This is a genomic window from Rahnella sp. GSA61A (assembly GCF_019969905.1).
In the GTDB taxonomy this organism is placed as follows: domain Bacteria; phylum Pseudomonadota; class Gammaproteobacteria; order Enterobacterales; family Enterobacteriaceae; genus Rahnella; species Rahnella aceris.
The window spans coordinates 300082-322502 of the sequence record NZ_JAHXYO010000001.1; the positions used below are offsets into that span (position 1 = coordinate 300082).

General features: G+C 52.5%; 17 protein-coding genes. 7 read left to right on the forward strand and 10 right to left on the reverse strand.

All coding sequences use genetic code 11. The features are described 5' to 3' along the window. Window positions 1–37: 37 nt before the first annotated feature. On the reverse strand, window positions 38–859 hold the full coding sequence (djlA, locus tag LC431_RS01315) for a co-chaperone DjlA (protein WP_013577040.1): 822 nt from the start codon (window positions 857–859) through the stop codon (window positions 38–40). A gap of 181 nt (window positions 860–1040) precedes the next feature. Between djlA and lptD the strand changes: the two genes are divergently transcribed. From lptD to apaH, 6 genes are all read left to right on the forward strand, one after another. Next, a complete protein-coding gene (gene lptD, locus LC431_RS01320; RefSeq protein WP_013577041.1) occupies window positions 1041–3416 on the forward strand; it encodes an LPS assembly protein LptD in 2376 nt (791 codons plus the stop codon). Window positions 3417–3502: 86 nt separating this feature from the next. Further along, the gene (gene surA, locus LC431_RS01325) at window positions 3503–4798 is read left to right on the forward strand and encodes a peptidylprolyl isomerase SurA (RefSeq protein ID WP_013577042.1); all 1296 of its coding nucleotides are present in this window, start codon (window positions 3503–3505) and stop codon (window positions 4796–4798) included. Then, entirely contained in the window at window positions 4788–5795 is a 1008-nt protein-coding gene (gene pdxA / locus LC431_RS01330) for a 4-hydroxythreonine-4-phosphate dehydrogenase PdxA (protein ID WP_217244631.1), read from the forward strand. Before surA ends, pdxA begins: the two co-directional genes overlap by 11 nt. A 5-nt stretch (window positions 5796–5800) precedes the next feature. Continuing rightward, entirely contained in the window at window positions 5801–6628 is an 828-nt protein-coding gene (gene rsmA / locus LC431_RS01335) for a 16S rRNA (adenine(1518)-N(6)/adenine(1519)-N(6))-dimethyltransferase RsmA (RefSeq protein WP_013577044.1), read from the forward strand. A 4-nt stretch (window positions 6629–6632) separates the two neighbouring features. Then, complete coding sequence (gene apaG, locus LC431_RS01340) at window positions 6633–7010, forward strand: Co2+/Mg2+ efflux protein ApaG (protein ID WP_013577045.1); 378 nt, start codon at window positions 6633–6635, stop codon at window positions 7008–7010. 5 nt (window positions 7011–7015) lie between these two features. Continuing rightward, window positions 7016–7870, forward strand: coding sequence for a bis(5'-nucleosyl)-tetraphosphatase (symmetrical) ApaH (apaH, locus tag LC431_RS01345; RefSeq protein ID WP_013577046.1), 855 nt, complete (start codon window positions 7016–7018; stop codon window positions 7868–7870). A gap of 82 nt (window positions 7871–7952) precedes the next feature. On the opposite strand, the gene folA is transcribed toward apaH, so the two are convergent. The 3 genes from folA to LC431_RS01360 all read right to left on the reverse strand — a co-directional run bounded on the left by folA (window position 7953) and on the right by LC431_RS01360 (window position 9978). Next, window positions 7953–8438: a type 3 dihydrofolate reductase gene (folA, locus tag LC431_RS01350; protein ID WP_013577047.1), complete on the reverse strand. Its 486-nt coding sequence runs from the start codon at window positions 8436–8438 to the stop codon at window positions 7953–7955. A 269-nt stretch (window positions 8439–8707) separates the two neighbouring features. Beyond that, window positions 8708–9172 (reverse strand): threonine/serine exporter, encoded by a 465-nt coding sequence (locus LC431_RS01355; RefSeq protein WP_037033453.1) that lies wholly within the window; start codon window positions 9170–9172, stop codon window positions 8708–8710. Continuing rightward, window positions 9169–9978, reverse strand: coding sequence for a threonine/serine exporter ThrE family protein (locus LC431_RS01360; protein WP_037033454.1), 810 nt, complete (start codon window positions 9976–9978; stop codon window positions 9169–9171). The genes LC431_RS01355 and LC431_RS01360 overlap by 4 nt, the downstream gene beginning before the upstream one ends. 105 nt (window positions 9979–10083) lie before the next feature. On the opposite strand from LC431_RS01360, the gene LC431_RS01365 reads away from it, so the two are divergent. After that, the gene (locus LC431_RS01365; RefSeq protein ID WP_013577050.1) at window positions 10084–10698 is read left to right on the forward strand and encodes a LysE family translocator; all 615 of its coding nucleotides are present in this window, start codon (window positions 10084–10086) and stop codon (window positions 10696–10698) included. Window positions 10699–10753: 55 nt separating this feature from the next. Here the strand turns inward: LC431_RS01365 and kefC are convergent, their stop codons facing one another. The 6 genes from kefC to dapB all read right to left on the reverse strand — a co-directional run bounded on the left by kefC (window position 10754) and on the right by dapB (window position 21891). Beyond that, window positions 10754–12607 carry a glutathione-regulated potassium-efflux system protein KefC gene (gene kefC / locus LC431_RS01370; protein ID WP_112151002.1) on the reverse strand — a complete coding sequence of 618 codons (1854 nt, stop codon included), beginning with the start codon at window positions 12605–12607 and terminating at the stop codon, window positions 10754–10756. After that, entirely contained in the window at window positions 12600–13154 is a 555-nt protein-coding gene (gene kefF, locus LC431_RS01375) for a glutathione-regulated potassium-efflux system oxidoreductase KefF (RefSeq protein ID WP_013577052.1), read from the reverse strand. Before kefF ends, kefC begins: the two co-directional genes overlap by 8 nt. Window positions 13155–13272: 118 nt before the next feature. Then, window positions 13273–15864, reverse strand: coding sequence for a glycosyl hydrolase family 18 protein (locus LC431_RS01380; RefSeq protein WP_013577053.1), 2592 nt, complete (start codon window positions 15862–15864; stop codon window positions 13273–13275). Window positions 15865–16199: 335 nt separating this feature from the next. After that, a complete protein-coding gene (gene carB / locus LC431_RS01385) occupies window positions 16200–19424 on the reverse strand; it encodes a carbamoyl-phosphate synthase large subunit (RefSeq protein WP_013577054.1) in 3225 nt (1074 codons plus the stop codon). 16 nt (window positions 19425–19440) lie between these two features. Beyond that, the gene (gene carA, locus LC431_RS01390; protein ID WP_013577055.1) at window positions 19441–20592 is read right to left on the reverse strand and encodes a glutamine-hydrolyzing carbamoyl-phosphate synthase small subunit; all 1152 of its coding nucleotides are present in this window, start codon (window positions 20590–20592) and stop codon (window positions 19441–19443) included. Between the two features lie 477 nt (window positions 20593–21069). Next, window positions 21070–21891, reverse strand: a complete 822-nt coding sequence (dapB, locus tag LC431_RS01395; RefSeq protein ID WP_112151003.1) for a 4-hydroxy-tetrahydrodipicolinate reductase — start codon at window positions 21889–21891, stop codon at window positions 21070–21072. Window positions 21892–22421 lie beyond the last annotated feature (530 nt).

Here is a 22421-nt window from a genome sequence, read left to right on the forward strand (position 1 = left end):
AAAGGCGCTCTGAAAGAGCGCCTTTTTAATGATGACGTTATTTAAAGCCTTTTTCACGTTTGATCAGGTCATACGCCGCCTGAATCGCCTGTGCTTTTTCCTTCGCCATTTCCATCATTTCAGGCGGTAAACCTTTCGCCACCAGTTTGTCAGGATGATGCTCGCCCATCAGTTTGCGGTAGGCACGTTTAATGGTCGTTGCGTCGTCGGTGGCATTCACGCCCAGCACTTTGCAGGCATCTGCCAGCGTCGGGCCTTGCTGCGTCTGGTGATAACCGCCGCCATACGAGCGCCCCCCCTGCTGGTGACCGCCAAACTGCTGGCCGCCTTCCATCATGCGCAGGAACTGATCGAACTGCATCCGTGAAATCCCAAGCTCTTCAGCAATCACGTACAACACTTCGCGTTCATTGGGATGCAATGAACCGTCGGCGTACGCGGCCTGGATCTGGATTTCCAGAAAAGTCCGTATCAGGTCAAAACGACCAAAACACGCAGTGCGCAGTTCGCGCATTTTCTCACGCAAGGGATAGTCAGCTTCTTTCCCGTCGCGAAAAGCGCGTTGTGCGGCTTCGCGCTGCTCGCCGTGCAACTGCATACGTTCCATGTAAAGACTGGCGATCTGAATATCCGCCTCGGTAACTCTGCCTTTTGATTTAGTCAGATTTCCCATCACCTCAAACGTGGTGCGGAAAAAGATGGTTTGACGTGTCTGCTGATCGGCAAAATACCCTCTGCGTTTCGCTGAACGCGCGGTATCAAACATATGCCCTATCAGCAGCCCTGCTACAATTCCCCAGAAGCCTAAACCGGACCATAAGCCCAGGATAAGTCCGAGCAGTTTTCCCCAATACTGCATATACTCCTCAATTCGCCATGCCGTCGCTTAAAAATTGCTTTATCATAACCGGCATTTATCGTTGTGCCTAACGGCAGCAACGTAACAGGTGGGATTTAACACTAGCGCAACCATGATGAGTGAGATAGTCTCTGACCGTTTGCCGGCATGATGCCTCTGATGACGGAACACCATTTTACGTATGAAAAACAGACGTCTGAAAACACGCTTACCGACAATGCTGGCCGCCACAATCTGGTCAGTATTGTACAGTCACGGCGCAATGGCCGATCTCGCAGCACAATGTATGCTCGGCGTTCCGACCTATGACAAACCTTTGGTGCAGGGTGATCCTAATTCACTGCCTGTGACCATCAACGCCGATAAGGCGACCGGCAATTATCCTGACAGTGCGCTGTTTAGCGGCAACGTTAACGTTGTTCAGGGCAACAGCACACTGGATGCTGATCAGGTTCAGCTTAATCAAATTGCCAATCCCAATCAGCCGACCCCGACCCGAACCGCTACTGCGACCGGCAACGTGCGTTATAACGATAACCAAATCAAGCTGAATGGCCCGAAAGGCTTTGCGAACCTGACCACCAAAGATACTGATGTTCAGGATGGCGACTACCAGATGGTCGGCCGTCAGGGACGTGGTCAGGCTGACAAAATGAAGCAGCGTGACAACAACCGTTACACCATCATGGATAACGGTACATTTACCACCTGTCTGCCTGGCGATAACAGCTGGAGCGTCGTCGGTTCCGAAGTGATTCAGGATCGTCAGGAAGAAGTGGCTGAAATCTGGAATGCCCGCTTCCATATCGGTCCGGTGCCGGTGTTCTACAGCCCGTACATGCAGTTGCCGATTGGCAATAAGCGTCGTTCCGGTTTCCTTATCCCTAATGCTAACTACAGCAGCAATAATGGCGTTGGTGTCACCGTTCCTTACTACTGGAACATTGCGCCAAACTACGATGCCACGATTACGCCCAATTACATGAGCAACCGTGGTCTGCAACTGCAAAATGAATTCCGCTACCTGACCGTTGCCGGTGCGGGTCTGATGGAATTCGATTATCTGGGTAACGATAAGAAAATCGATCAGCAGTATGTCGAAGATGAAAACCGTACCAGCGATAAAACCAAGCGCTGGATGTATTACTGGCGTCATGCCGGTGTATACGATCAGGTTTGGCGCTTCAACGTCGACTATACCAAGGTCAGTGACCCTTATTACTTCACCGATTTCGATTCGAAATACGGTTCCAGTACTGACGGCTATTCCACGCAGAAATTCAGCGTAGGTTACGCGAACCAAAACTGGGATGTCACACTGGCCAGTAAGCAGTTCCAGGTGTTCTCAGATTTCGGGAACGCCAACGCTTACCGTGCACAGCCACAGCTGGATATTAACTATTACAAAAATGATGTGGGCCCGTTTGACCTGCATCTGTACGGTCAGGCGGTGAAATTCACCAGCGTGAACCCTGACAACCCGGAAGCAGTGCGTACACACTTCGAACCGACTATCAGCCTGCCACTCAGTAATGGCTGGGGAAGTCTGGATAACGAAGTGAAGCTGATGACAACCCACTATCAGCAGGATATTCCGGACGCGTATTACGATAGCAATCCGAATACCAAACTGCGTTCATCCGTGAACCGTACGATGCCTGAGTTTAAAAGCGACGGCAAAATGGTGTTCGACCGCACGATGGACTGGAACAGTGACTACACCCAGACCCTCGAACCGCGCGTGCAGTACCTGTATATCCCTTACCGCAATCAGAGCTCGATCAATACCTATGACTCGACGCTGTTACAGTCCGACTACACCGGCCTGTTCCGCGATAAAAGCTACAGTGGTCTGGACCGTATTGCCTCTGCAAACCAGGTGGCGAGCGGTTTAACGACCCGTATCTATGACGAAAATCTGGAAGAGCGCTTTAATGCCTCTGCCGGTCAGATTTATTACTTCCAGCCGCCACGTACCGGTGACGTTGATAGCGTCCTGGATAAAAATGATGATACGGGCAGCCTGGTGTGGGCCGGTGACAGCTACTACAAAATCAACAATTTCTGGGGTATCCGTGGCGGCGTGCAGTATGACACCCGTCTGGATGCGCTGGCTTTAGGCGATGCCGTGCTTGAGTACCGCGCAGACTCAGAAAGAATGATTCAGCTGAGTTACCGTTACGCCAGCCCGGAATATATTCAGGCAACGTTACCTAACGTTACCAACCCGGGTTATCAGGACGGTATTTCGCAGGTTGGCGGCATCGCCAGTTGGCCGATTGCTGACCGTTGGGCAATCGTGGGGGCGTATTATTACGACACCAAAGCACAGCAGCCAGCCGATCAGCTTATTGGTTTGCAATACAACACATGCTGCTGGGCTATCAATGTGGGTTATGAACGTAAGATCACCAGCTACGATACGGTTAAGTCAGAAAGTAAATATGACAATAAGATTGGTTTCAATATTGAACTTAGAGGCCTGGGTAACAATCAAACCCTCGGAACGAAAGAAATGTTGGCCAGCGGCATACTGCCTTATCAACGCGCTTTCTAAGCCCGAAACACGATTCATTTCGTGAAGACACGACGAATTCAGTGAACTTGAAACCCGCGCTTGCGGATTAGACAAATGGAAAAAGTATGAAGAACTGGAGAACACTTCTCCTCGGCGTGACGCTTTGTGCCAGCACTGCGTTTGCTGCCCCTCAGGAAGTTGATAAAGTTGCCGCCGTCGTTAACAACGGCGTGGTATTGCAAAGTGACGTTGATAGCTTGTTTAATTCTGTAAAACAGCAGGCACAGCAGGCTAAACAGCAGTTGCCGGATGATGCGACTCTGCGTCACCAGATCCTCGACCGTTTGATCATGGATCAGATCCAGTTACAAATGGCGACCCGAATGGGCATCACGCCAACCGATCAGGACGTGGATAAAGCCATTGCAGGTATTGCACAGCAAAACAACATTTCTGTTGATCAACTGCGCAGCCGTCTGGCTTATGACGGAATGAACTACAGCACTTACCGTACGCAGATTCGCAAGGAAATGATCATCAGCGAAGTACGTAACAGTGAAGTGCGTCGCCGTGTCACCATACTGCCTCAGGAAGTGGATCAGCTTGCCAAACAGGTTGCGGCGCAAAACGGCAGCGGTGCTGAATTCAACCTCAGCCATATCCTGTTGCCACTGCCAGAAAACCCAACTCAGGATCAGGTTGATTCTGCAGAACAGCTGGCGAAGAAAATTGTTGCTGATCTGAACAATGGTGCGGACTTTGGCAAACTGGCTATCACCTACTCGGCTGATTCCCAGGCACTGAAAGGCGGCAACATGGGCTGGGGCAAATTGCAGGAACTGCCTTCCCTGTTTGCTCAGGCGTTAAGCACCGCTCAGAAAGGCCAGGTCATTGGCCCGATTCGTTCTGGTGTTGGTTTCCACATTCTGAAAGTGAACGATATCCGTGGCGACAATAAAACGGTTTCTGTCACCGAGGTTCACGCCCGTCATATCCTGCTGAAACCTTCTGTCGTAATGACGGATGCGCAGGCGCGTGCGAAGCTGGAACAGGTTGCGGCTGATATTAAGAGCGGTAAAGCCACATTCGCTGATGAAGCCAAACAGCTTTCTCAGGATCCTGGCTCTGCTAATCAGGGCGGCGATTTAGGTTGGGCGTCACCAGACATGTACGATCCTGCGTTCCGTGATGCGTTGATGAACCTGAAAAAAGGTGAAATCAGTGCACCGGTTCACTCTTCGTTTGGCTGGCACTTGATCCAACTTATCGACACCCGTCAGGTTGATAAAACAGATGCGGCACAGAAAGAACGTGCTTACCGCATGCTGTTCAACCGCAAATTTGCGGAAGAAGCCCAGACGTGGATGCAGGAACAACGTGCTGAAGCGTATGTGAAAATTATGGATGGGAATGGAAAATAATACTTCCGTGACAAAATCTGTGGTCATTACCCCCGGCGAACCGGCCGGGGTTGGGCCGGATCTGGTACTGGCGCTGGCTCAGCAGGCATGGCCTGTTGAGTTAGTGGTCTGTGCCGATCCGGCCTTACTGCTTGAACGTGCTGAGAAACTCGGCCTGAATATCCGCTTACGCGATTATCAGAGAGCGCGTCCGCCAGAGCCTCAGGCTGCGGGCACATTGACCATTTTGCCTGTTAAACTCGCCGTCCCGGTGACCGCAGGTAAACTTGATGTGGCTAATGCGCCCTACGTGGTGGAAACGCTGGCACGTGCCTGCGACGGTGCTATCAGCGGTGAATTCGCTGCACTGATCACCGGCCCGGTTCAAAAAAGCATTATCAACGATGCCGGAATTCCCTTCATCGGCCATACCGAATTCTTTGCTGACCGCAGCCATTGCGACCGTGTTGTGATGATGCTGGCAACCGAAGAGTTGCGCGTTGCGCTGGCGACCACGCATTTGCCTTTGCTGGCAGTGCCTGGCGCGATTACCCGCCAGTGTCTGCATGAAGTCATCACCATTTTGCATCATGATCTGAAAACCAAATTTGGTATTACCGAGCCGCAAATTTATGTGTGTGGCCTGAATCCACATGCCGGCGAAGGTGGCCACATGGGGCACGAAGAGATCGACATTATCATTCCTGCCCTGGACGAACTGCGCCAGCAAGGGATGAATCTCATCGGCCCGCTGCCCGCTGATACGTTATTCCAGCCTAAATATCTGCAACATGCCGATGCTGTTTTATCGATGTATCACGATCAGGGCCTTCCGGTGCTAAAATATCAGGGATTTGGTCGCGCAGTGAATATCACACTCGGCCTGCCTTTTATCCGGACTTCCGTTGATCACGGTACCGCCCTTGAACTCGCCGCCACCGGCACCGCCGATGCGGGCAGTTTCAAGACAGCAATAAATCTCGCCATTCACATGGCAAATAACAGCAACGATAAATAACAACAATGAATAGTAGAGTCCACCAAGGTCACTTTGCCCGTAAACGTTTTGGGCAAAACTTCTTAACCGATCAGTTTGTTATCGATAGCATCGTGTCGGCCATTCACCCTATGCCGGGCGAGGCTGTCGTTGAAATCGGTCCCGGTCTGGCGGCGTTAACTGAGCCTGTTGCTTCGCGCCTGGACAGCATGACGGTCATCGAACTCGACCGCGATCTGGCAACACGTCTGGAAAATAACCCTAAGTTTCAGGGCAAACTCCGGGTCATCCAGTCTGATGCGATGAAAATCAATTTCGGCGAACTGTCTGAAGAACTTGGTCAGCCACTGCGTGTCTTTGGTAACCTGCCGTACAACATTTCTACGCCGCTGATGTTCCATTTGTTCACTTATACCAACGCCATCAAAGACATGCATTTTATGTTGCAGAAGGAAGTGGTAAACCGTCTGGTTGCAGGCCCGAACAGCAAAGCGTATGGTCGTTTAACGGTGATGGCGCAATATTATTGCAACGTGATCCCGGTTCTGGAAGTTCCACCAGAATCCTTCACACCGGCGCCTAAAGTGGAATCCGCTGTGGTACGTTTAGTGCCGCATGAAGTGATCCCGTATCCGGTGCCTGATATTCGCATTCTGAGCCGTCTGACAACGGATGCTTTCAACCAGCGTCGTAAAACAGTGCGCAACAGCCTCGGCCACCTGTTCACTCCTGAACAAATGACCGAACTGGGTTTAGATCTCAGCATGCGTGCTGAAAATATTTCTGTAGAGCAATTCTGTAAACTGGCTAACTGGTTGTCCACACGACCTAAAACCCCGGAACTTCAGGAGTAGCGTTATGCTTAATTCGCCCCGCGTTTGTGTTCAGGTGCAAAGTATCTACGTTGAGTCACAGTCGATACCCGAAGAAGAACGTTTTGTCTTCGCTTACACCATCACCATCCGCAATCTGGGGCGTTTTAATGTGCAACTGCTTCGCCGTTACTGGCTGATAACCAACAGTAACGGTCGCCAGACTGAAGTCCAGGGTGAAGGGGTCATCGGTGAACAACCGCTGATCCTGCCAGGCAATGAATTTTACTATACCAGCGGCGCTATTTTAGAAACGCCACTGGGCACGATGGAAGGCCATTATGAAATGGTCGCACAAGACGGTGAAACCTTCCGTGTGCCTGTTCCGGTCTTCCGCCTCGCCATCCCTACGCTGATAAATTAATCCTCATGTCGACATATCTTATTGGTGATGTTCACGGCTGCATCGATGAACTCAAGGCGCTATTGGCGCAGGTGGATTTTAATCCGCAAAACGATGTCCTGTGGCTGACGGGTGATTTAGTCGCCCGCGGTCCGTCCTCGCTCGAAGTGCTGCGTTTTGTCAGCGGTTTGGGGGATTGTGTCCGGATGGTGCTCGGTAACCACGATCTGCATCTGCTGGCGGTTTACGCGGGGATCAGTTTCAACAAACCGAAAGACCGCATCACGCCCTTGCTTGAAGCCGAAGACGCTGACGAACTGATCAACTGGTTGCGCCGCCAGCCGGTACTGCAGGTTGATGAAGATCTGAAGCTGGTCATGGCCCACGCAGGGATCACGCCGCAATGGGATCTCGACACCGCTCAAATGTGCGCCCGTGAAGTGGAAGCCGTCCTGAGCAGCGATACTTATCCGCTGTTTCTGGATGCGATGTATGGCGATATGCCGAACAACTGGCATCCTGAACTGACGGGTCTGGCGCGTTTGCGTTTCAGCACCAATGCTTTCACCCGCATGCGTTATTGCTTCCCGAACGGACAACTGGATATGATCTGCAAAGATATCCCGGAAAACGCGCCGAAGCCGCTGAAACCCTGGTTTGATATTCCGGGGCCTTTACAGGAAGCAGGCTACAGTATTGCGTTCGGACACTGGGCATCACTGGAAGGGAAAGGCACGCCGGAAGGCATTTATGCGCTGGATACCGGCTGCTGCTGGGGCGGTGACCTGACCATGCTGCGTTGGGAAGACAAAACCTACTTCGCCCAGCCTTCAAACCGCCAGAGCGAAAAACAGCACTCTGAAATCCCGAAAGCCGTTTGATCAAACAGCGGACATTCAGACAGCAAAAAGGCACCTGCAAAGGGTGCCTTTTTATTGTCACACGGCTCGCGCAGCCGTAGGATCAGGCGCGGCGATCAAGGATTTCGAAGCAATAACCATGAGAGTTCTGCTCATCCGCATCGTGGAATTCGCTGAATGTGCTTTCCCAGTCATCCGGCTCATAATCAGGGAAATGTGTATCCCCTTCGACTTCGGCATCAATGTGAGTCAGATATAAACGATTGGCCTTCGGCAGCAGTTGCTCATACACGCGGCCGCCCCCCATCACCATCACTTCTTCCACATCGCCGGCAGCCGCCAGCGCAGCGTCAACAGACGTTACCCAGGTCACACCTTCATGCTCGCCCGGTTTAGAGCTGATGACAATATTCAGCCGGCCAGGCAACGGGCGTCCGATTGACTCAAACGTCTTTCGCCCCATGATGACGGGTTTGTTGAGCGTATTACGCTTAAACCAGGCCAGATCACCAGGTAAATGCCAAGGCATAGCGTTTTCCATGCCAATAACGCGATCGGTCGCCAGTGCGGCGATCAGGCTAATAATCATTGTGAAGCCCTGTGTAGAAAAAGGATTTGTGCGTGACCCCAAAAAAGAGCTGCCACTATACGGAAAGCCCCATCAGCCGTCGATAGGGAGACCCACGCTTTACAAAGATATAAGAGAGCTCTTACCCTGCCGGGATATTCCCCGCCAAAAGTAGCGGTTCCGGCGGTAAAGGACGCTCAAAAGCAGGAAGGTACCGCCGTAATCCAGTCGAAAATGCTGAAGCGCTCACCTGCTTTTTTGCATGGTAGCTCCACGTTGTACAACAACGCTTACACACCGGGGCGTTTACGGTACAGCCACAATCCCGGTAACGATAATCCGATAGATAATGCCCCGACGATAAAACTGGCTTTCAGAAAATTGGTGAGTGCCGTCGATAGCAATGCTTCGCTGTAGCCCAGATGCGAAATCTCCACGACTGAGATCATCGCCGTGTAGGCAGAAATGCCGGGGAACATCGGTATAACAGCGGCAACGGTGAAAACTTTAGGATGTGCCAGTAACCAGCGTGACCATCGAATGCCCATAATGCCAATCAGTATAGCTGCCAGCAGGGAGGCCCATTCGATGTTTATCCCGCCGTGGATCAGCAACATCCGCGTGCCATGGCCAACTGCGCCGAGCAGTGCGCAATAACGTAATGCCCGCGGCGGCACATTAAACACCATCGCAAAGCCCAGTGCGGGCACGGCAGCGAAAAGCATATCCTGAATCAGTGCCCATAAAAGGCTCATGACCACCCCCGTAAACCCCACAATGCCATTGCCATGACCACACCAATGCAGGTCGCCAGTGTCAGCAGGCTGGCCATAGTCCAGCGCGCCAGTCCGGTGTTCACATGCCCTTTGAACATGTCCGCCACGGCATTAATCAGCGGAAAACCCGGCACCAGCAATAACACGCTGGCAGCCATTGCGACGTTTGATGACTGCTGAAAAATGCCCAGCCGCAACAGCAACCCTGAAATGGAAGTCGCCACGAATGCCGTGCAGCAAAAGTTGATGAGCGGATTCATATGCCGTGCAGTAAGGCTCTGGCGTACGGCCATGGCGACGCCGCTGGCAAAAAAAGTGACAATGAATGCATCCCAGCCGCCACCATTAAGTTTGCTGAAACACCCGCAGGAGAGCGCCACCATCAGGATCATCAGCCAGCGCGGATACCGCAGCGGTTTGATTTTTTGCAGGCGTTTTGCCACCAGTTGACTGTCGAGCAGTTTATGCTCGGCCAGGATCACCGTATGTTGGACTTGTGTCACAACCTGCATGTTGATCCCGCGGTCAACATTTTTACGCGTCGAGGTCAGACAATAACCGCCGCTTAAGGTGCTGAGCACAATGGCATTGGCGGAAATCGAGCTTTCCACCCGGTCCATTCCCAGCGCGACGCCAAGCCTCGCCGACAGCTGTTCGACCAGCATACTTTCGGCACCATGCTGCAACAGCATCAGGGCACATTCGATGCACAAACGGGTAATTTCACGTTGATGATGCGCCTCGGGGCTTTCACGCACCGGGTATTCTATGACCGGATCCTGCATACCATTCACCGCCCGCAAAAAAAGCAATAAGAGTGATTTAACTTACTGAGGATTGGCGTATCATGCCGCCTTCTTTTGTTCCGAACATTGACGACGGTTATTTTCATGCTTGAAACCACCCTTTTTGTTGCCAGTATCGCCTTCCTCGGCATGCTTTCTCCCGGTCCCGATTTCTTTCTGGTCATCAAAAATGCGGCCCGCTATCCGCGCATCGCGGCACTCATGACGTCACTGGGTGTTATTTGTGGTGTGATTACGCATATGTCTTACTGCGTGGCCGGTCTGGCAGTGGTGATCACCACCACGCCGTGGTTATTTGATTTACTGAAATACGTCGGTGCGGCTTATCTGATCTGGGTCGGTATTCAGGCGTTGTTTTCGCGCAGCAACAGCAAAATGAACCTCGACGGACTGGAGCCACAGCAGGTAAAACTACGCACCGCGTTCGTGCAGGGTTATCTGTGTAACCTGCTCAATCCAAAAGCGACACTTTTCTTCCTGGCGATGTTTACGCAGGTCTTGCAGATTAACTCCACCTTCGGTGAAAAGCTGTGGTACGCCTCTATAATCGTCGGTTTGTCGGCCATTTGGTGGCCTTCGCTGGCGTTACTTATCCAGAGCCCGCCGGTGCGTCGTGGTCTGGCGAAAGCGCAGAAACTTATCGATAAACTGCTGGGCGGTGTACTGATCGGTTTGGGCATTAAAGTCGCACTGAGCTGAGTTCAGAAAGAAAAAACCGGTGCATCAGGCACCGGTTTTCTGTTTTAACGGCGGCTTAGCCCTTCGCTTCAATCACCTCTTTCTCAGGCGCTTTTCCGTCAATACTGCCACGCCAGCCCTGTTGCTGACCAGAAGCCAGACGCTCCTGATCCTGCTCGATAGCGGCTGTCAGCATATCTTTCGCACGCTGCATGCTGGCGATACGGAACTCAGTATCTTCGTAATTCTCGATAGTAGCCTCCAGCATTTTCAGGTTATAGCGGCGGAACAGATCTGCCTTCTCGCGGGCTTCATACGCATCCAGCCCCAGCGCCTCCAGCACATCGCGGCCGACGCGCAAGGAGCCTTCAAACAGTTCACGTTCCGGCGCTTCGACACCCAACTGACGCAACTGATACCAGTGATCGACATCACGGGCGCGGGCAATCACTTTCAGATTCGGGAAATGCTCTTTCGCCAGCGCCGTCAGCTGAAGGTTGGCTTCCACATCGTCGATGGCATTAATCAGAACCTTCGCCTGCGCGGCACCGGCGGACTCCAGCAAATCAACGCGTGTGGCGTCGCCGTAAAACACTTTGGTGCCAAATTTACGCAGCGTTTCGATGTGATCCGGATCGTGATCCAGGACCACCGTGTGGACGTTATTTGCCAGCAGTAAACGACCGGCAATCTGACCAAAGCGCCCGAAACCGGCAATAATTACCTGCGCGTTCTCATCATCAATGGTGTCATGCGGACGGTCATCCTTCGGCGCATTGCGCTCAAGGCGCGCGGACAGTACCAGCAGCAATGGCGTCACCGCCATGGAAAGCGCCACGGCCAGCGTCAGGGCTTTCGACCATTCTACCGGCAACACACCTGCCATTTGAGCGGTGCTGAAAATCACAAACGCGAACTCACTGCCCTGCCCGATTAAGATGGCAAACAGGCCGCGCTGCTTTTTCGGCACACCCAGCCACGGCGCAACCAGCCACAACAAGGCGGCTTTCAGCGCCATAAAACCGACCAGCAATGTGGCAATAAGCAGCGGCTGATGGACCAGCGTGCCGAAGTCGATAGACATGCCGACGCCGATAAAGAACAGCCCGAGAAGCAGCCCCTTGAACGGCTGAATATCACTTTCCAGCGCGTGACGGTATTCAGAACTTGCCAGCAAGACACCCGCCAGAAACGCGCCCATCGCCATCGACATACCGGCCATTTCCAGCAGAATACCGAAGCCGAATACCAGAAACAGCGCAACGGCACTGAACACTTCACGCATGCCGGAGCGTGCCACGAAGTGCAGCAAGGGCCGCGTAACATAGCGCCCGAGCAACACCACCAGCACCAACGCACCGACCACTTTTGCCGCTGACAAACCAAAACTCATCAGCGTTGTGGCTTCGCCGGTGCTCGCCAGTAAGGGGATCATCGCCACCAGCGGGATGGCGGCGATATCCTGGAACAGCAACACCGCAAAAGCGCTGCGGCCAATGGGTGAAGCCGTCAGGCTGCGCTCACTCATCGCCTGCATGGCAATGGCCGTTGAAGAAAGCGCCAGCGTCAGGCCGATCAACAGGGCGATTTTCCAGTCCAGTCCGAGGAAATAACAGAATGCGCTGAGCACTGCGCCGCAGCCCACCATCTGAATGCTGCCGCCGCCGAAAACCGAGGCACGCATCGTCCACAACCGTTTGGGATCCAGCTCAAGTCCGATGACAAACAGCATCAGCACCACGCCGATCTCCGCAAAGGTCAGAATTGATTCGGCATCAGAGACCAGTTTCAGCCCCCACGGGCCGATAATGCAGCCCGCAATCAGGTAACCGAGCACAGAACCCAGACCCAGACGTACCGCAATCGGCACAAACAGCGCCGCCGAGCCGAGATAAATCAGGCCTTCAATCATCAGGTTATGGTTATCCAAGGCTCACCTCCGGCGGGCAGCCTTCTTTCAGACTCAGGCAGGCGGTTAAACGGCGACGATATTCTTCTCCCGCCGCTTTCAGCGCCACTTCATCGCAAATGAAGGTGTTGTGCACGGCGAAATACGGCAGCCAGTGCATGCCGCAATAAATGGCTGTCGCCTGTAACGGCTGCGCCAGCACGTCAAAATCGGGGTGATCACCCAGCTCGAAATGGTGCTCGTTACCGCCGGTCGTTACCGCCCACAAGCAATGTTTGCCATTTAAGGCATTGCCTTCATGGCCGTACGCCCAGCCGTGCTCGAGCACTTTGTCGATCCACAGTTTCATCAGTGGCGGCAAGCTGTACCATTGGAGCGGATGCTGGAAGACCACCAGATCTGCACGTTCAACGGCTTTCTGTTCAGCGGCAATGTCGATATTGAAATCGGGATAGAGGTCGTAGAGCGAACGCACTTCGACGTTGGGCAAATCACTGACTGCCGACAGCAGCCCCTGATTGGCTCTTGAATGGCGCGGATAGGGATGGGCGTAAATTATTAAAATCATCTGTGAACTCATATCGACAAAATATGCATTCATCATAAAGTATTTTTAACATTTATTAACTGCCGTAAATACGATGAAAAACAGGGCCCTCAGGCCCTGTCGATTTACATGAAAGGATTCACGGACAACTGACTGCCCCGAGATCCAGCCAGTTGTCACCTGCAACCGGCGTGACACCCCGAGTCCAGACCTTCGCTTTCCAGTTATGGCCGCCGTAAGTGGCCATTTCCCCCTGAACATAGGTGGCCGCATTGTCGTAAGGCAATGTGATATTGCTGACGAGTTGCCACTGATCGCTGCTGCGCGATGGCGGGTTGTTTTGTGTCCAGTATTTCGCCTTCCATATCAGCTGGTTGTAGCTGACGGCATCGCCGGTATTGTAGATTTTGCTGCTGTCCCAGGCAGGCACTTGCGCCGCCGCAGGATCCGTTGTCACACCACACCCGCCCGTGCTCGCCGGGTTAACCGTCAGTTGTAAGCTGGCAGACGTGGATGATTTTCCATCGCTGACCATCACACTGACCGGATACACTGTGCTGCTGGTGACCGCCGGAGCGGTAACGTTGATGGAGCTGGTGGTCAGCGAGCTGGCGCTCAGACCGGCGGGCAACGTCCACTGATACGTGAGCGGATCGTTATTGGCATCCGTCGCCTGTGCCACCAGCGCGAAGGTATTACCTGCCGTTACAGCCATGGTCGCTGGCAACGTCACTACCGGCGGCTGGTTCGCCTGAACCGCCGAGTTTGTCACCTGAACCTGCGCCGTGGCGCTCAGCCCTTGTGGATCGGTCACTTTCAGCTGGAATACCCACACCTGATCTTGCGCGGTAGTAAGGACGTTAAACTGCGCTTTGGCTTTGTCTGCATTGGTCAGCGTCACCGCAGGCCCGGAGACTTTGGTCCACAAATACGTCAGGGCTGCATTTTCCGGATCACGGGAAGCAGAACCATCGAGCGTCACTGTCAACGGACCGGTCACGTTCTGATTTGTCCCGGCACTGGCCAGCGGCGCAAGGTTCGTCGTGCCGCCGCCGGTGCCATTCCCTAAGCCTTCATGCATGGCATTTAAAATATCGCCATTATCCGCATCAATTTCCCATGCAAACAGGCCACCCAGCTGATTAGCCAAAACATATTTACCTTTCGCGACCACTGAACGGTTGTCGTCGTAAGTGATCAAATCGCCGGTGGAAGGCTTCCACAAATACGGTGCTTCAGCTGCGGCATCATACTTGTACTGCCAGTCACTGTTGGCTTTAAGTTTCGCCACCTGACGGTAATCAAGAATGCCATTTTCCCAGGTACCGGCGGTCGGGCCGGTCGCGGTCCCGGTGAAAGGATCGTTATTCTGGAAATTCTTCACCCCCGTCCAGCCGCGCCCATACATGGCCGCACCCACTACAATTTTGCCCGGCGTCACGCCCTGTGAAAGCAACGCCTGCACGCCATGATCGGTGGTGTAATCGGTATCGGGTTTCGAGGCGGAGCCGTACAACGCAGTTTGGTGTCCCAGCGTCGTCAGTGAGAAAGCGCCATAGAAGTCATAGCTCATCAGGAAAATATGATCCATATACTGCTGCGCGGCGCTGTAATCCACGTTATCAATTTTGTCCCGGCCTGCACTGATCGCCGAACTCAGTTCATAGGTTTTTCCGGTTTGGGCGGATAATTCATTGAGCATAGTCCGCAGCTCTTTCATCAGCTGCACATAGGTATCTCCATCCGCCGTGCTGCCCAGTGCAGGATTTTCACCGCCACCGCCCGGAAATTCCCAGTCGATATCCACACCGTCGAAGAATTTCCAGGTTTGCAGAAACTCCTTCACCGAGGCCACAAAAACATCCCGCTTCGCTTTGTCTTTCATGAAATAGAACGGGTCGGATAGCGTCCAGCCACCGATGGAAGGGACAATTTTCAGATTCGGGTAGGCTTTCTTCAGCGCCATCAGCTGGCCGAAATTGCCTTTGTAAGGCGCAGAATATTCACTGACACCTTGCTGAGGCATTTGCACTGCAGCCCAGGGATCATGGATCGCGACTTTAAAATCCTGACGCCCTGCACAGGCGCGTTGCAAGGCCTGAAAACTGCCCTCAATGCTTTTTAAGCTGTCGTTAATCCCATCCCCGCCGCAAATCGGCGTAAAGCCGTACAGGATATGAGTCAGGTTCTGCGCAGGGATTTTATCCACCGGGAACCCGCGACCGTACACGCCCCACTCGACAAAATAAGCGCCTACGACCTTGCCGGATTTATTGTTATAAGGCTGGTTGTTTTCCTTCAGCGTGCTGGTCAATGGTAGCAAATGGCTGCCATCGGTATCCGCCACTACAATTTGTTTGGCGTCACTGGTGGTACAGCCTTCGCTGTTACATAACGCAACCTGCAACTGATAGCGCCCGCCTTTATTGACAGCAAACGTGGCGCTGCCCGTTGCGCCGGAAGGGCCGCTCCAGACCTGCGCACCGTTCAGTAACACTTTGGCCGTCTGCCCTGCATCGCCGGTCCACAAATTCCAGGTGACGGTGACATCCGCCGCATTCTTTACAGTGACCAGTTGATTGTAGGCCGAGGCGGACTGATTGATATCAATGATGGCAAAGGTGGTTTCATCCGCACCGAGTGTCGGCTTTCCGGGAAGTGCCGCCTGTGAGACCGGCGCAAGAACCGCGCCGATGAGTAAAGCCAGAAGGGTGACAGGTGTTTTGTACATGTGAAATTCCTCATTTTGACTGAAAGCGCTGCAAGAAGGGTTAATTCTCGATGTGAACTAACCCAAGCTCCGAGTATAAAATCAGGAACAAAAACATAACAATAATTAAACATTAAAACATCATGACACCCATCACATTAACACAAAATATCGATCTAAAATAATAACTTATGATAAATTCACTTTCATATGAAGACTTTCATACATAAAAAATATAATTTTAATGATAAACATATTTAATGATTATATTTAACATTCTAGCCAAACACATATAAAAAGACGCCCGCCCCTTTCGGGAACGGGCGTCTTAACGACCGGATGGAAACAGCGGAGACTTATTTGCTGATTTTGGCGTGCATTTCCTGCACTGAAATTACCTGTTCAGTCGGGTCAGAAGATAATGCCATTGCCGTCGCGAAACCACCGTTCAGCGTAGTGTCGTAATGCACTTTGTATTGCAGCGCACTGCGACGGATAAGCTTGGAGTCTTCAATCGCCTGACGACCCGCCGTGGTGTTCACGATATACACATATTCGCCGTTCTTGATACGGTCCTGAATATGCGGACGGCCTTCATGCACCTTGTTGACCAGACGCGGGTTAATCCCGGCTTCGCCCAGCACTACCGCAGTACCGTGAGTCGCATCCAGCTCGAAACCGCGTTTCAGCAGTTTCGCAGCCAGATCCACCACACGGCCTTTGTCGCCTTCACGAACCGACAACAGTGCGCGTCCGGCTTTCTTCATGCCGGAGTTGCTGCCCAACTGCGCTTTGGCAAAGGCTTCTGCGAAGGTACGGCCAACGCCCATCACTTCACCGGTAGAACGCATTTCCGGCCCAAGAATCGGGTCAACGCCAGGGAATTTGTTGAACGGCAACACCACTTCTTTCACGGAGTAGTAAGGCGGGATGACTTCTTCGGTAATGCCCTGCTCTGCCAGAGTCTGACCTGCCATCACGCGCGCGGCGACTTTTGCCAGCGCCACACCGGTCGCTTTGGACACGAACGGAACGGTACGTGCAGCACGCGGGTTGACTTCAATCAGGTAGACTTCGTTGTTCTTCACGGCGAACTGGACGTTCATCAGGCCGCGAACGCTCAGCTCGAAGGCCAGTTTCTCGACCTGCTGACGCATCACATCCTGAATCTCTTTGCTCAGCGTGTAGCACGGCAGCGAACATGCAGAGTCACCGGAGTGAACGCCCGCCTGTTCGATGTGCTCCATGATACCGCCAATCAGCACGCGCTCACCGTCGCAGATAGCATCAACGTCAACTTCTACGGCGTCGTCAAGGAAGCGGTCCAGCAGAACCGGTGCGTCGTTCGACACGCTGACGGCGTTCTGGAAGTAACGGCGCAGGTCGATTTCGTCGTATACGATTTCCATCGCGCGGCCACCCAGAACATAAGACGGACGTACCACCAGCGGATAACCGATACCCGCAGCTTTCTCAACAGCCTGTTCGATAGTCGCGACTGTGGCGTTTGCCGGTTGTTTCAGGCCCAGACGGTTAACCGCCTGCTGGAAACGTTCACGGTCTTCGGCGCGGTCGATTGCATCCGGGCTGGTGCCAATAATTGGCACGCCAGCGGCTTCCAGTTCACGCGCCAGTTTCAGCGGAGTCTGGCCGCCGTACTGAACAATCACGCCTTTCGGCTGTTCGATACGCACGATTTCCAGCACGTCTTCCAGAGTGACGGATTCGAAGTACAGGCGGTCAGAGGTATCATAATCGGTAGACACAGTTTCCGGGTTACAGTTAACCATGATGGTTTCGTAACCGTCCTCACGCAGCGCCAGCGAGGCGTGTACGCAGCAATAATCGAACTCGATACCCTGACCGATACGGTTTGGACCACCGCCCAGCACCATGATTTTTGGCTTATCATTGGTCGGGTTAGATTCACACTCTTCTTCATACGTGGAGTACATGTAGGCGGTATCGGTAGAGAATTCCGCCGCACAGGTATCAACACGTTTGTAGACCGGGTGCAGGTTGTATTTGTGACGCAGTTTGCGCACTTCGCTTTCTGACACGCCGACCAGTTTAGCCAGACGCAGATCCGCAAAGCCTTTACGCTTGAGCATGCGCAGGTAGTCGTGGGTCAGAATGTTGAAGCCGCCCTCGGCCACTTCATTTTCCAGTTTCACCAGCTCTTCAATCTGCACCAGGAACCAGCGGTCCACGTTGGTCAGGTTGAAGATGCCGTCAACAGACATCCCGGCACGGAAGGCATCAGCGATATACCAGATACGCTCGGCACCGGCTTCTTTCAGTTCACGACGAATTTTGGTCAGCGCTTCCGGATCATCCAGACTCACTTTCGGGTCGAAACCGCTCGCGCCGACTTCCAGGCCGCGCAAGGCTTTTTGCAGAGATTCCTGCTGTGTACGACCAATCGCCATCACTTCGCCGACAGATTTCATCTGCGTGGTCAGACGGTCGTTGGCACCGGCAAATTTCTCGAAGTTGAAGCGAGGAATTTTAGTCACAACGTAGTCGATAGACGGTTCAAACGACGCTGGCGTTTTGCCGCCGGTGATATCGTTCATCAACTCATCGAGGGTGTAACCCACCGCCAGTTTCGCCGCCACTTTAGCAATCGGGAAACCGGTCGCTTTGGAGGCCAGGGCTGAGGAACGGGAGACACGCGGGTTCATTTCGATAACAATCAGACGACCATTTTTCGGGTTCACCGAGAACTGAACGTTGGAGCCACCGGTTTCTACGCCGATTTCACGCAGCACCGCCATCGAGGCGTTACGCATGATTTGGTATTCTTTGTCGGTCAGGGTCTGCGCTGGCGCCACGGTGATGGAGTCACCGGTGTGGATGCCCATCGCATCGAAGTTTTCAATGGAGCAGACGATGATGCAGTTGTCGTTTTTATCACGCACCACTTCCATCTCGTACTCTTTCCAGCCAATCAGCGACTCATCAATCAGCAGCTCTTTGGTCGGGGAAAGATCCAGCCCGCGTTCGCAAATCTCTTCGAACTCTTCACGGTTGTACGCAATACCGCCACCGGTGCCGCCCATAGTGAATGACGGACGGATGATGCACGGAAAGCCAACGTCAGCGGCAACCGCCAGCGCTTCTTCCATCGTGTGTGCAATACCGGAACGTGCGGTGTCGAGGCCGATTTTTTTCATCGCCACGTCGAAACGGCGACGATCTTCAGCTTTATCAATGGCGTCTGCGGTCGCGCCAATCATGGTCACACCGAATTCTTCCAGCACGCCCTGACGTTCCAGTTCCAGTGCACAGTTCAGTGCGGTCTGGCCGCCCATCGTTGGCAGCACGGCATCGGGACGTTCTTTTTCGATAATTTTGCGCACAACTTCCCAGTGGATCGGCTCGATGTAAGTCGCATCCGCCATTTCAGGGTCAGTCATGATCGTTGCCGGGTTGGAGTTCACCAGAATGACGCGGTAACCCTCTTCACGCAGCGCTTTACACGCCTGTGCGCCGGAGTAGTCAAATTCACAAGCCTGGCCGATAACAATCGGGCCGGCGCCCAGAATCAGGATGCTTTTTATGTCTGTACGTTTTGGCATTTTTTATTCGCTCCTGTTATCTGGCGTTGTTTGTGCGAAAAGCTTCAATCAGTTCGATAAAGTGGTCAAACAGCGGTGCCGCATCGTGCGGGCCTGGGCTCGCTTCAGGGTGGCCCTGGAAGCTGAACGCCGCTTTATCGGTACGGTGGATACCCTGCACCGTATGGTCAAACAATGATTTGTGCGTCACGCGCAGATTGGCTGGCAGGCCGGATTCATCAACCGCAAAGCCGTGGTTCTGTGCGGTGATCATCACGATATTTTTATCGAGATCTTTTACCGGATGGTTACCGCCGTGGTGGCCGAGTTTCATTTTCACGGTCTTCGCGCCGCTGGCGAGTGCCAGTAACTGATGGCCGAGGCAGATGCCGAAGACCGGTATGTCGGTTTCCAGGAAGGTTTTGATGGCGGCGATGGCGTAATCACAAGGCTCCGGATCGCCCGGGCCATTGGACAGGAAGATGCCGTCCGGATTCATTTTCAGGACGTCTTCTGCCGGAGTCTGTGCAGGAACGACCGTCAGGCGGCATCCGCGATCCACCAGCATGCGCAGGATATTGCGTTTCGCGCCGTAGTCATAAGCCACCACGTGGAATGGCAAGTCTTCGGCTTTTTTTGCTTCAGGCAGTTCGCCTTCCAGAGTCCAGCTACCTTGTTGCCAGCGGTAAGATTCCGTCGTGGTCACTTCTTTCGCCAGATCCATGCCTTTCAGGCCCGGGAATGCTTTGGCTTTTTGCAGCGCCAGTTCAGCATCCGGTGAATCGCCCGCGATAATACAGCCGTTCTGTGCGCCTTTTTCGCGTAACAGACGGGTCAGTTTGCGGGTATCAATATCGGCGATGGCAACGATATTGTTGCGCTTGAGGTAATCAGAAAGATTTTCTTCACTGCGGTAGTTGCTGGCTATCAGGGGTAAATCGCGGATGACCAGGCCTTGAGCATGTACTGCGGAGGATTCTTCATCAGCGGCATTGGTGCCGACATTACCGATATGGGGATAAGTGAGAGTGACAATCTGGCGGGAATAGGAAGGATCAGTGAGGATTTCTTGATAACCGGTCATCGACGTATTGAAGACCACTTCCCCCACTGCCGACCCTTCTGCCCCGATGGCCCGACCGTGGAATTGGGTTCCGTCTTCCAGAACCAATAGCGCTGACTTTATCAAAGCATCCTCCAAGAATAATAAATCACAATATCTGCATATTAATTCAGATAACCCGATCTAAATCAATGCAAAAATCGCTCCCGAAGCCAATTTTTGGCAAATTGCGCGCATTCTAATGATGGCAGTTCGGTTTGTCTACCAAAAGCGCCAATATTTCTCTGTTTTTCGCACAACTCAGTGAAAACAGACTCTCACTGCCATAAAAACACAGCCTAAGTCAGTATAGTAACCGTTTGCGGAAGAGGATGTCTGAAAAATGACGAAGAAAGGAGTTTTGTTACAGCTCAGGGAAACAAGGGAGTACAAAAAACAAACAATACAGCAAGAGAAATCGGGATAAAGTCAGTAAAACACAGGATTCAAAATTAAAACAAACCCAAATAGCCATTTTAAACAAAAAAGAGAAGGGCAATCAAGGAACTGCCCTTTTATCAAAAGATTATGACCAAAACAACCACATCACATCTAAAACGTTGACTACAAATCTTCTAAACCAAGGACATCCCGCATGTCATAAAAACCACTTTTATGCGAGAAAAGCCATTTTCCTGCACGAACTGCGCCATTTGCGAAGGTCATACGGCTGGAAGCCTTATGGGTAATCTCAACACGCTCCCCGATATCGGCAAACATCGCGGTATGTTCACCGACGATATCGCCGGCACGAATGGTGGCAAAACCAATACTTTTTGGATCACGTTCACCGGTATGACCTTCACGGGCATACACCGCACAATCTTTCAGATCACGCCCTAACGCATCAGCAATCGCTTCACCCATTGCCAGTGCTGTACCTGATGGTGCATCAACTTTATGACGGTGGTGCGCTTCTACGATTTCAATATCCGTGTAATCGCCCATGACTTTGGCCGCTTTTTCCAGCAGCTTGAGGACAACATTCACGCCCACGCTGAAGTTGGCCGCAAAAACCACCGGAATGACCTCAGAAGCCTGCTTAATTGCAGCCTTACCGGCATCGTCAAAGCCCGTAGTGCCGATAATCATACCTTTATGGTGTTTCTGGCAAAATTCCAGATGAGCCAGGGTGCCTTCCGGACGGGTGAAGTCGATCAAAATATCGAAGTCATTCTTCACGGCATCCAGATTGTCATGCACTTTAATGCCAGCAGTACCCACGCCAGCCAGTTCACCCGCATCGGTGCCCACTAAGGAAGAACCGGTACGTTCCAGCGCTGCGCCCAACACCACGCCTTCGGCGTCAGAGATGGCCTGAATCAGCTGCCGGCCCATACGGCCACCCGCGCCAACAACAGCCATGCGAATATCAGCGTTACTCATAATTACTCTCTTCTTTTTGTGGTTCTGCCGTGAAACAGAATCAGGTTATCGACCCCGCGATCTGGGAGCCAGCAAAATTGCCTCATAATTAGAAAATTATGATACAGCCCCGTTAATATCAGTAAAAGCCATCTGGTTTCAGGTTACGCAATCTGTGATTTTGTGTTAAACGACTGGCAAAACTGGAACTAACGGACAAAAAAACACCAAAAAGCCCGCCTTAATGCGGCTCGCATAACCATGCAATGTAGTGCATAAGTTTCAGCTTTCGTCCGCCCTTCTCCCTGCATCTTTCGCGACACTGATTTTATCACTCTCCCCCAGGGCACCGTCTGACAATATGTATTAAAGGAGAAAGAAGAATATGACGGTGATTTCTGAAAACGCGTATTCACATCCTTGCGTGAGACAGATAAGCAGCAAACAAAACATTTCTTAGATCTGAAACATTAAATTTTTATTATATATGGCGAAATAATATTGATAAAATCAATGATTATGATAATAAATAGCAACCTAATTTTAACTGC

Excerpts from the sequence above, each read along its gene's own strand:
- djlA (WP_013577040.1), bottom strand. The coding sequence starts at position 859 with ATGCAGTATTGGGGAAAACTGCTCGGACTTATCCTGGGCTTATGGTCC.
- surA (WP_013577042.1), top strand. The coding sequence starts at position 3,503 with ATGAAGAACTGGAGAACACTTCTCCTCGGCGTGACGCTTTGTGCCAGC.
- kefF (WP_013577052.1), bottom strand. The coding sequence starts at position 13,154 with ATGATTTTAATAATTTACGCCCATCCCTATCCGCGCCATTCAAGAGCC.
- LC431_RS01365 (WP_013577050.1), top strand. The coding sequence starts at position 10,084 with ATGCTTGAAACCACCCTTTTTGTTGCCAGTATCGCCTTCCTCGGCATG.
- LC431_RS01360 (WP_037033454.1), bottom strand. The coding sequence starts at position 9,978 with ATGCAGGATCCGGTCATAGAATACCCGGTGCGTGAAAGCCCCGAGGCG.
- dapB (WP_112151003.1), bottom strand. The coding sequence starts at position 21,891 with ATGAGTAACGCTGATATTCGCATGGCTGTTGTTGGCGCGGGTGGCCGT.
- carB (WP_013577054.1), bottom strand. The coding sequence starts at position 19,424 with ATGCCAAAACGTACAGACATAAAAAGCATCCTGATTCTGGGCGCCGGC.
- folA (WP_013577047.1), bottom strand. The coding sequence starts at position 8,438 with ATGATTATTAGCCTGATCGCCGCACTGGCGACCGATCGCGTTATTGGC.
- LC431_RS01355 (WP_037033453.1), bottom strand. The coding sequence starts at position 9,172 with ATGAGCCTTTTATGGGCACTGATTCAGGATATGCTTTTCGCTGCCGTG.
- rsmA (WP_013577044.1), top strand. The coding sequence starts at position 5,801 with ATGAATAGTAGAGTCCACCAAGGTCACTTTGCCCGTAAACGTTTTGGG.
- lptD (WP_013577041.1), top strand. The coding sequence starts at position 1,041 with ATGAAAAACAGACGTCTGAAAACACGCTTACCGACAATGCTGGCCGCC.
- apaG (WP_013577045.1), top strand. The coding sequence starts at position 6,633 with ATGCTTAATTCGCCCCGCGTTTGTGTTCAGGTGCAAAGTATCTACGTT.
- LC431_RS01380 (WP_013577053.1), bottom strand. The coding sequence starts at position 15,864 with ATGTACAAAACACCTGTCACCCTTCTGGCTTTACTCATCGGCGCGGTT.
- apaH (WP_013577046.1), top strand. The coding sequence starts at position 7,016 with ATGTCGACATATCTTATTGGTGATGTTCACGGCTGCATCGATGAACTC.
- pdxA (WP_217244631.1), top strand. The coding sequence starts at position 4,788 with ATGGAAAATAATACTTCCGTGACAAAATCTGTGGTCATTACCCCCGGC.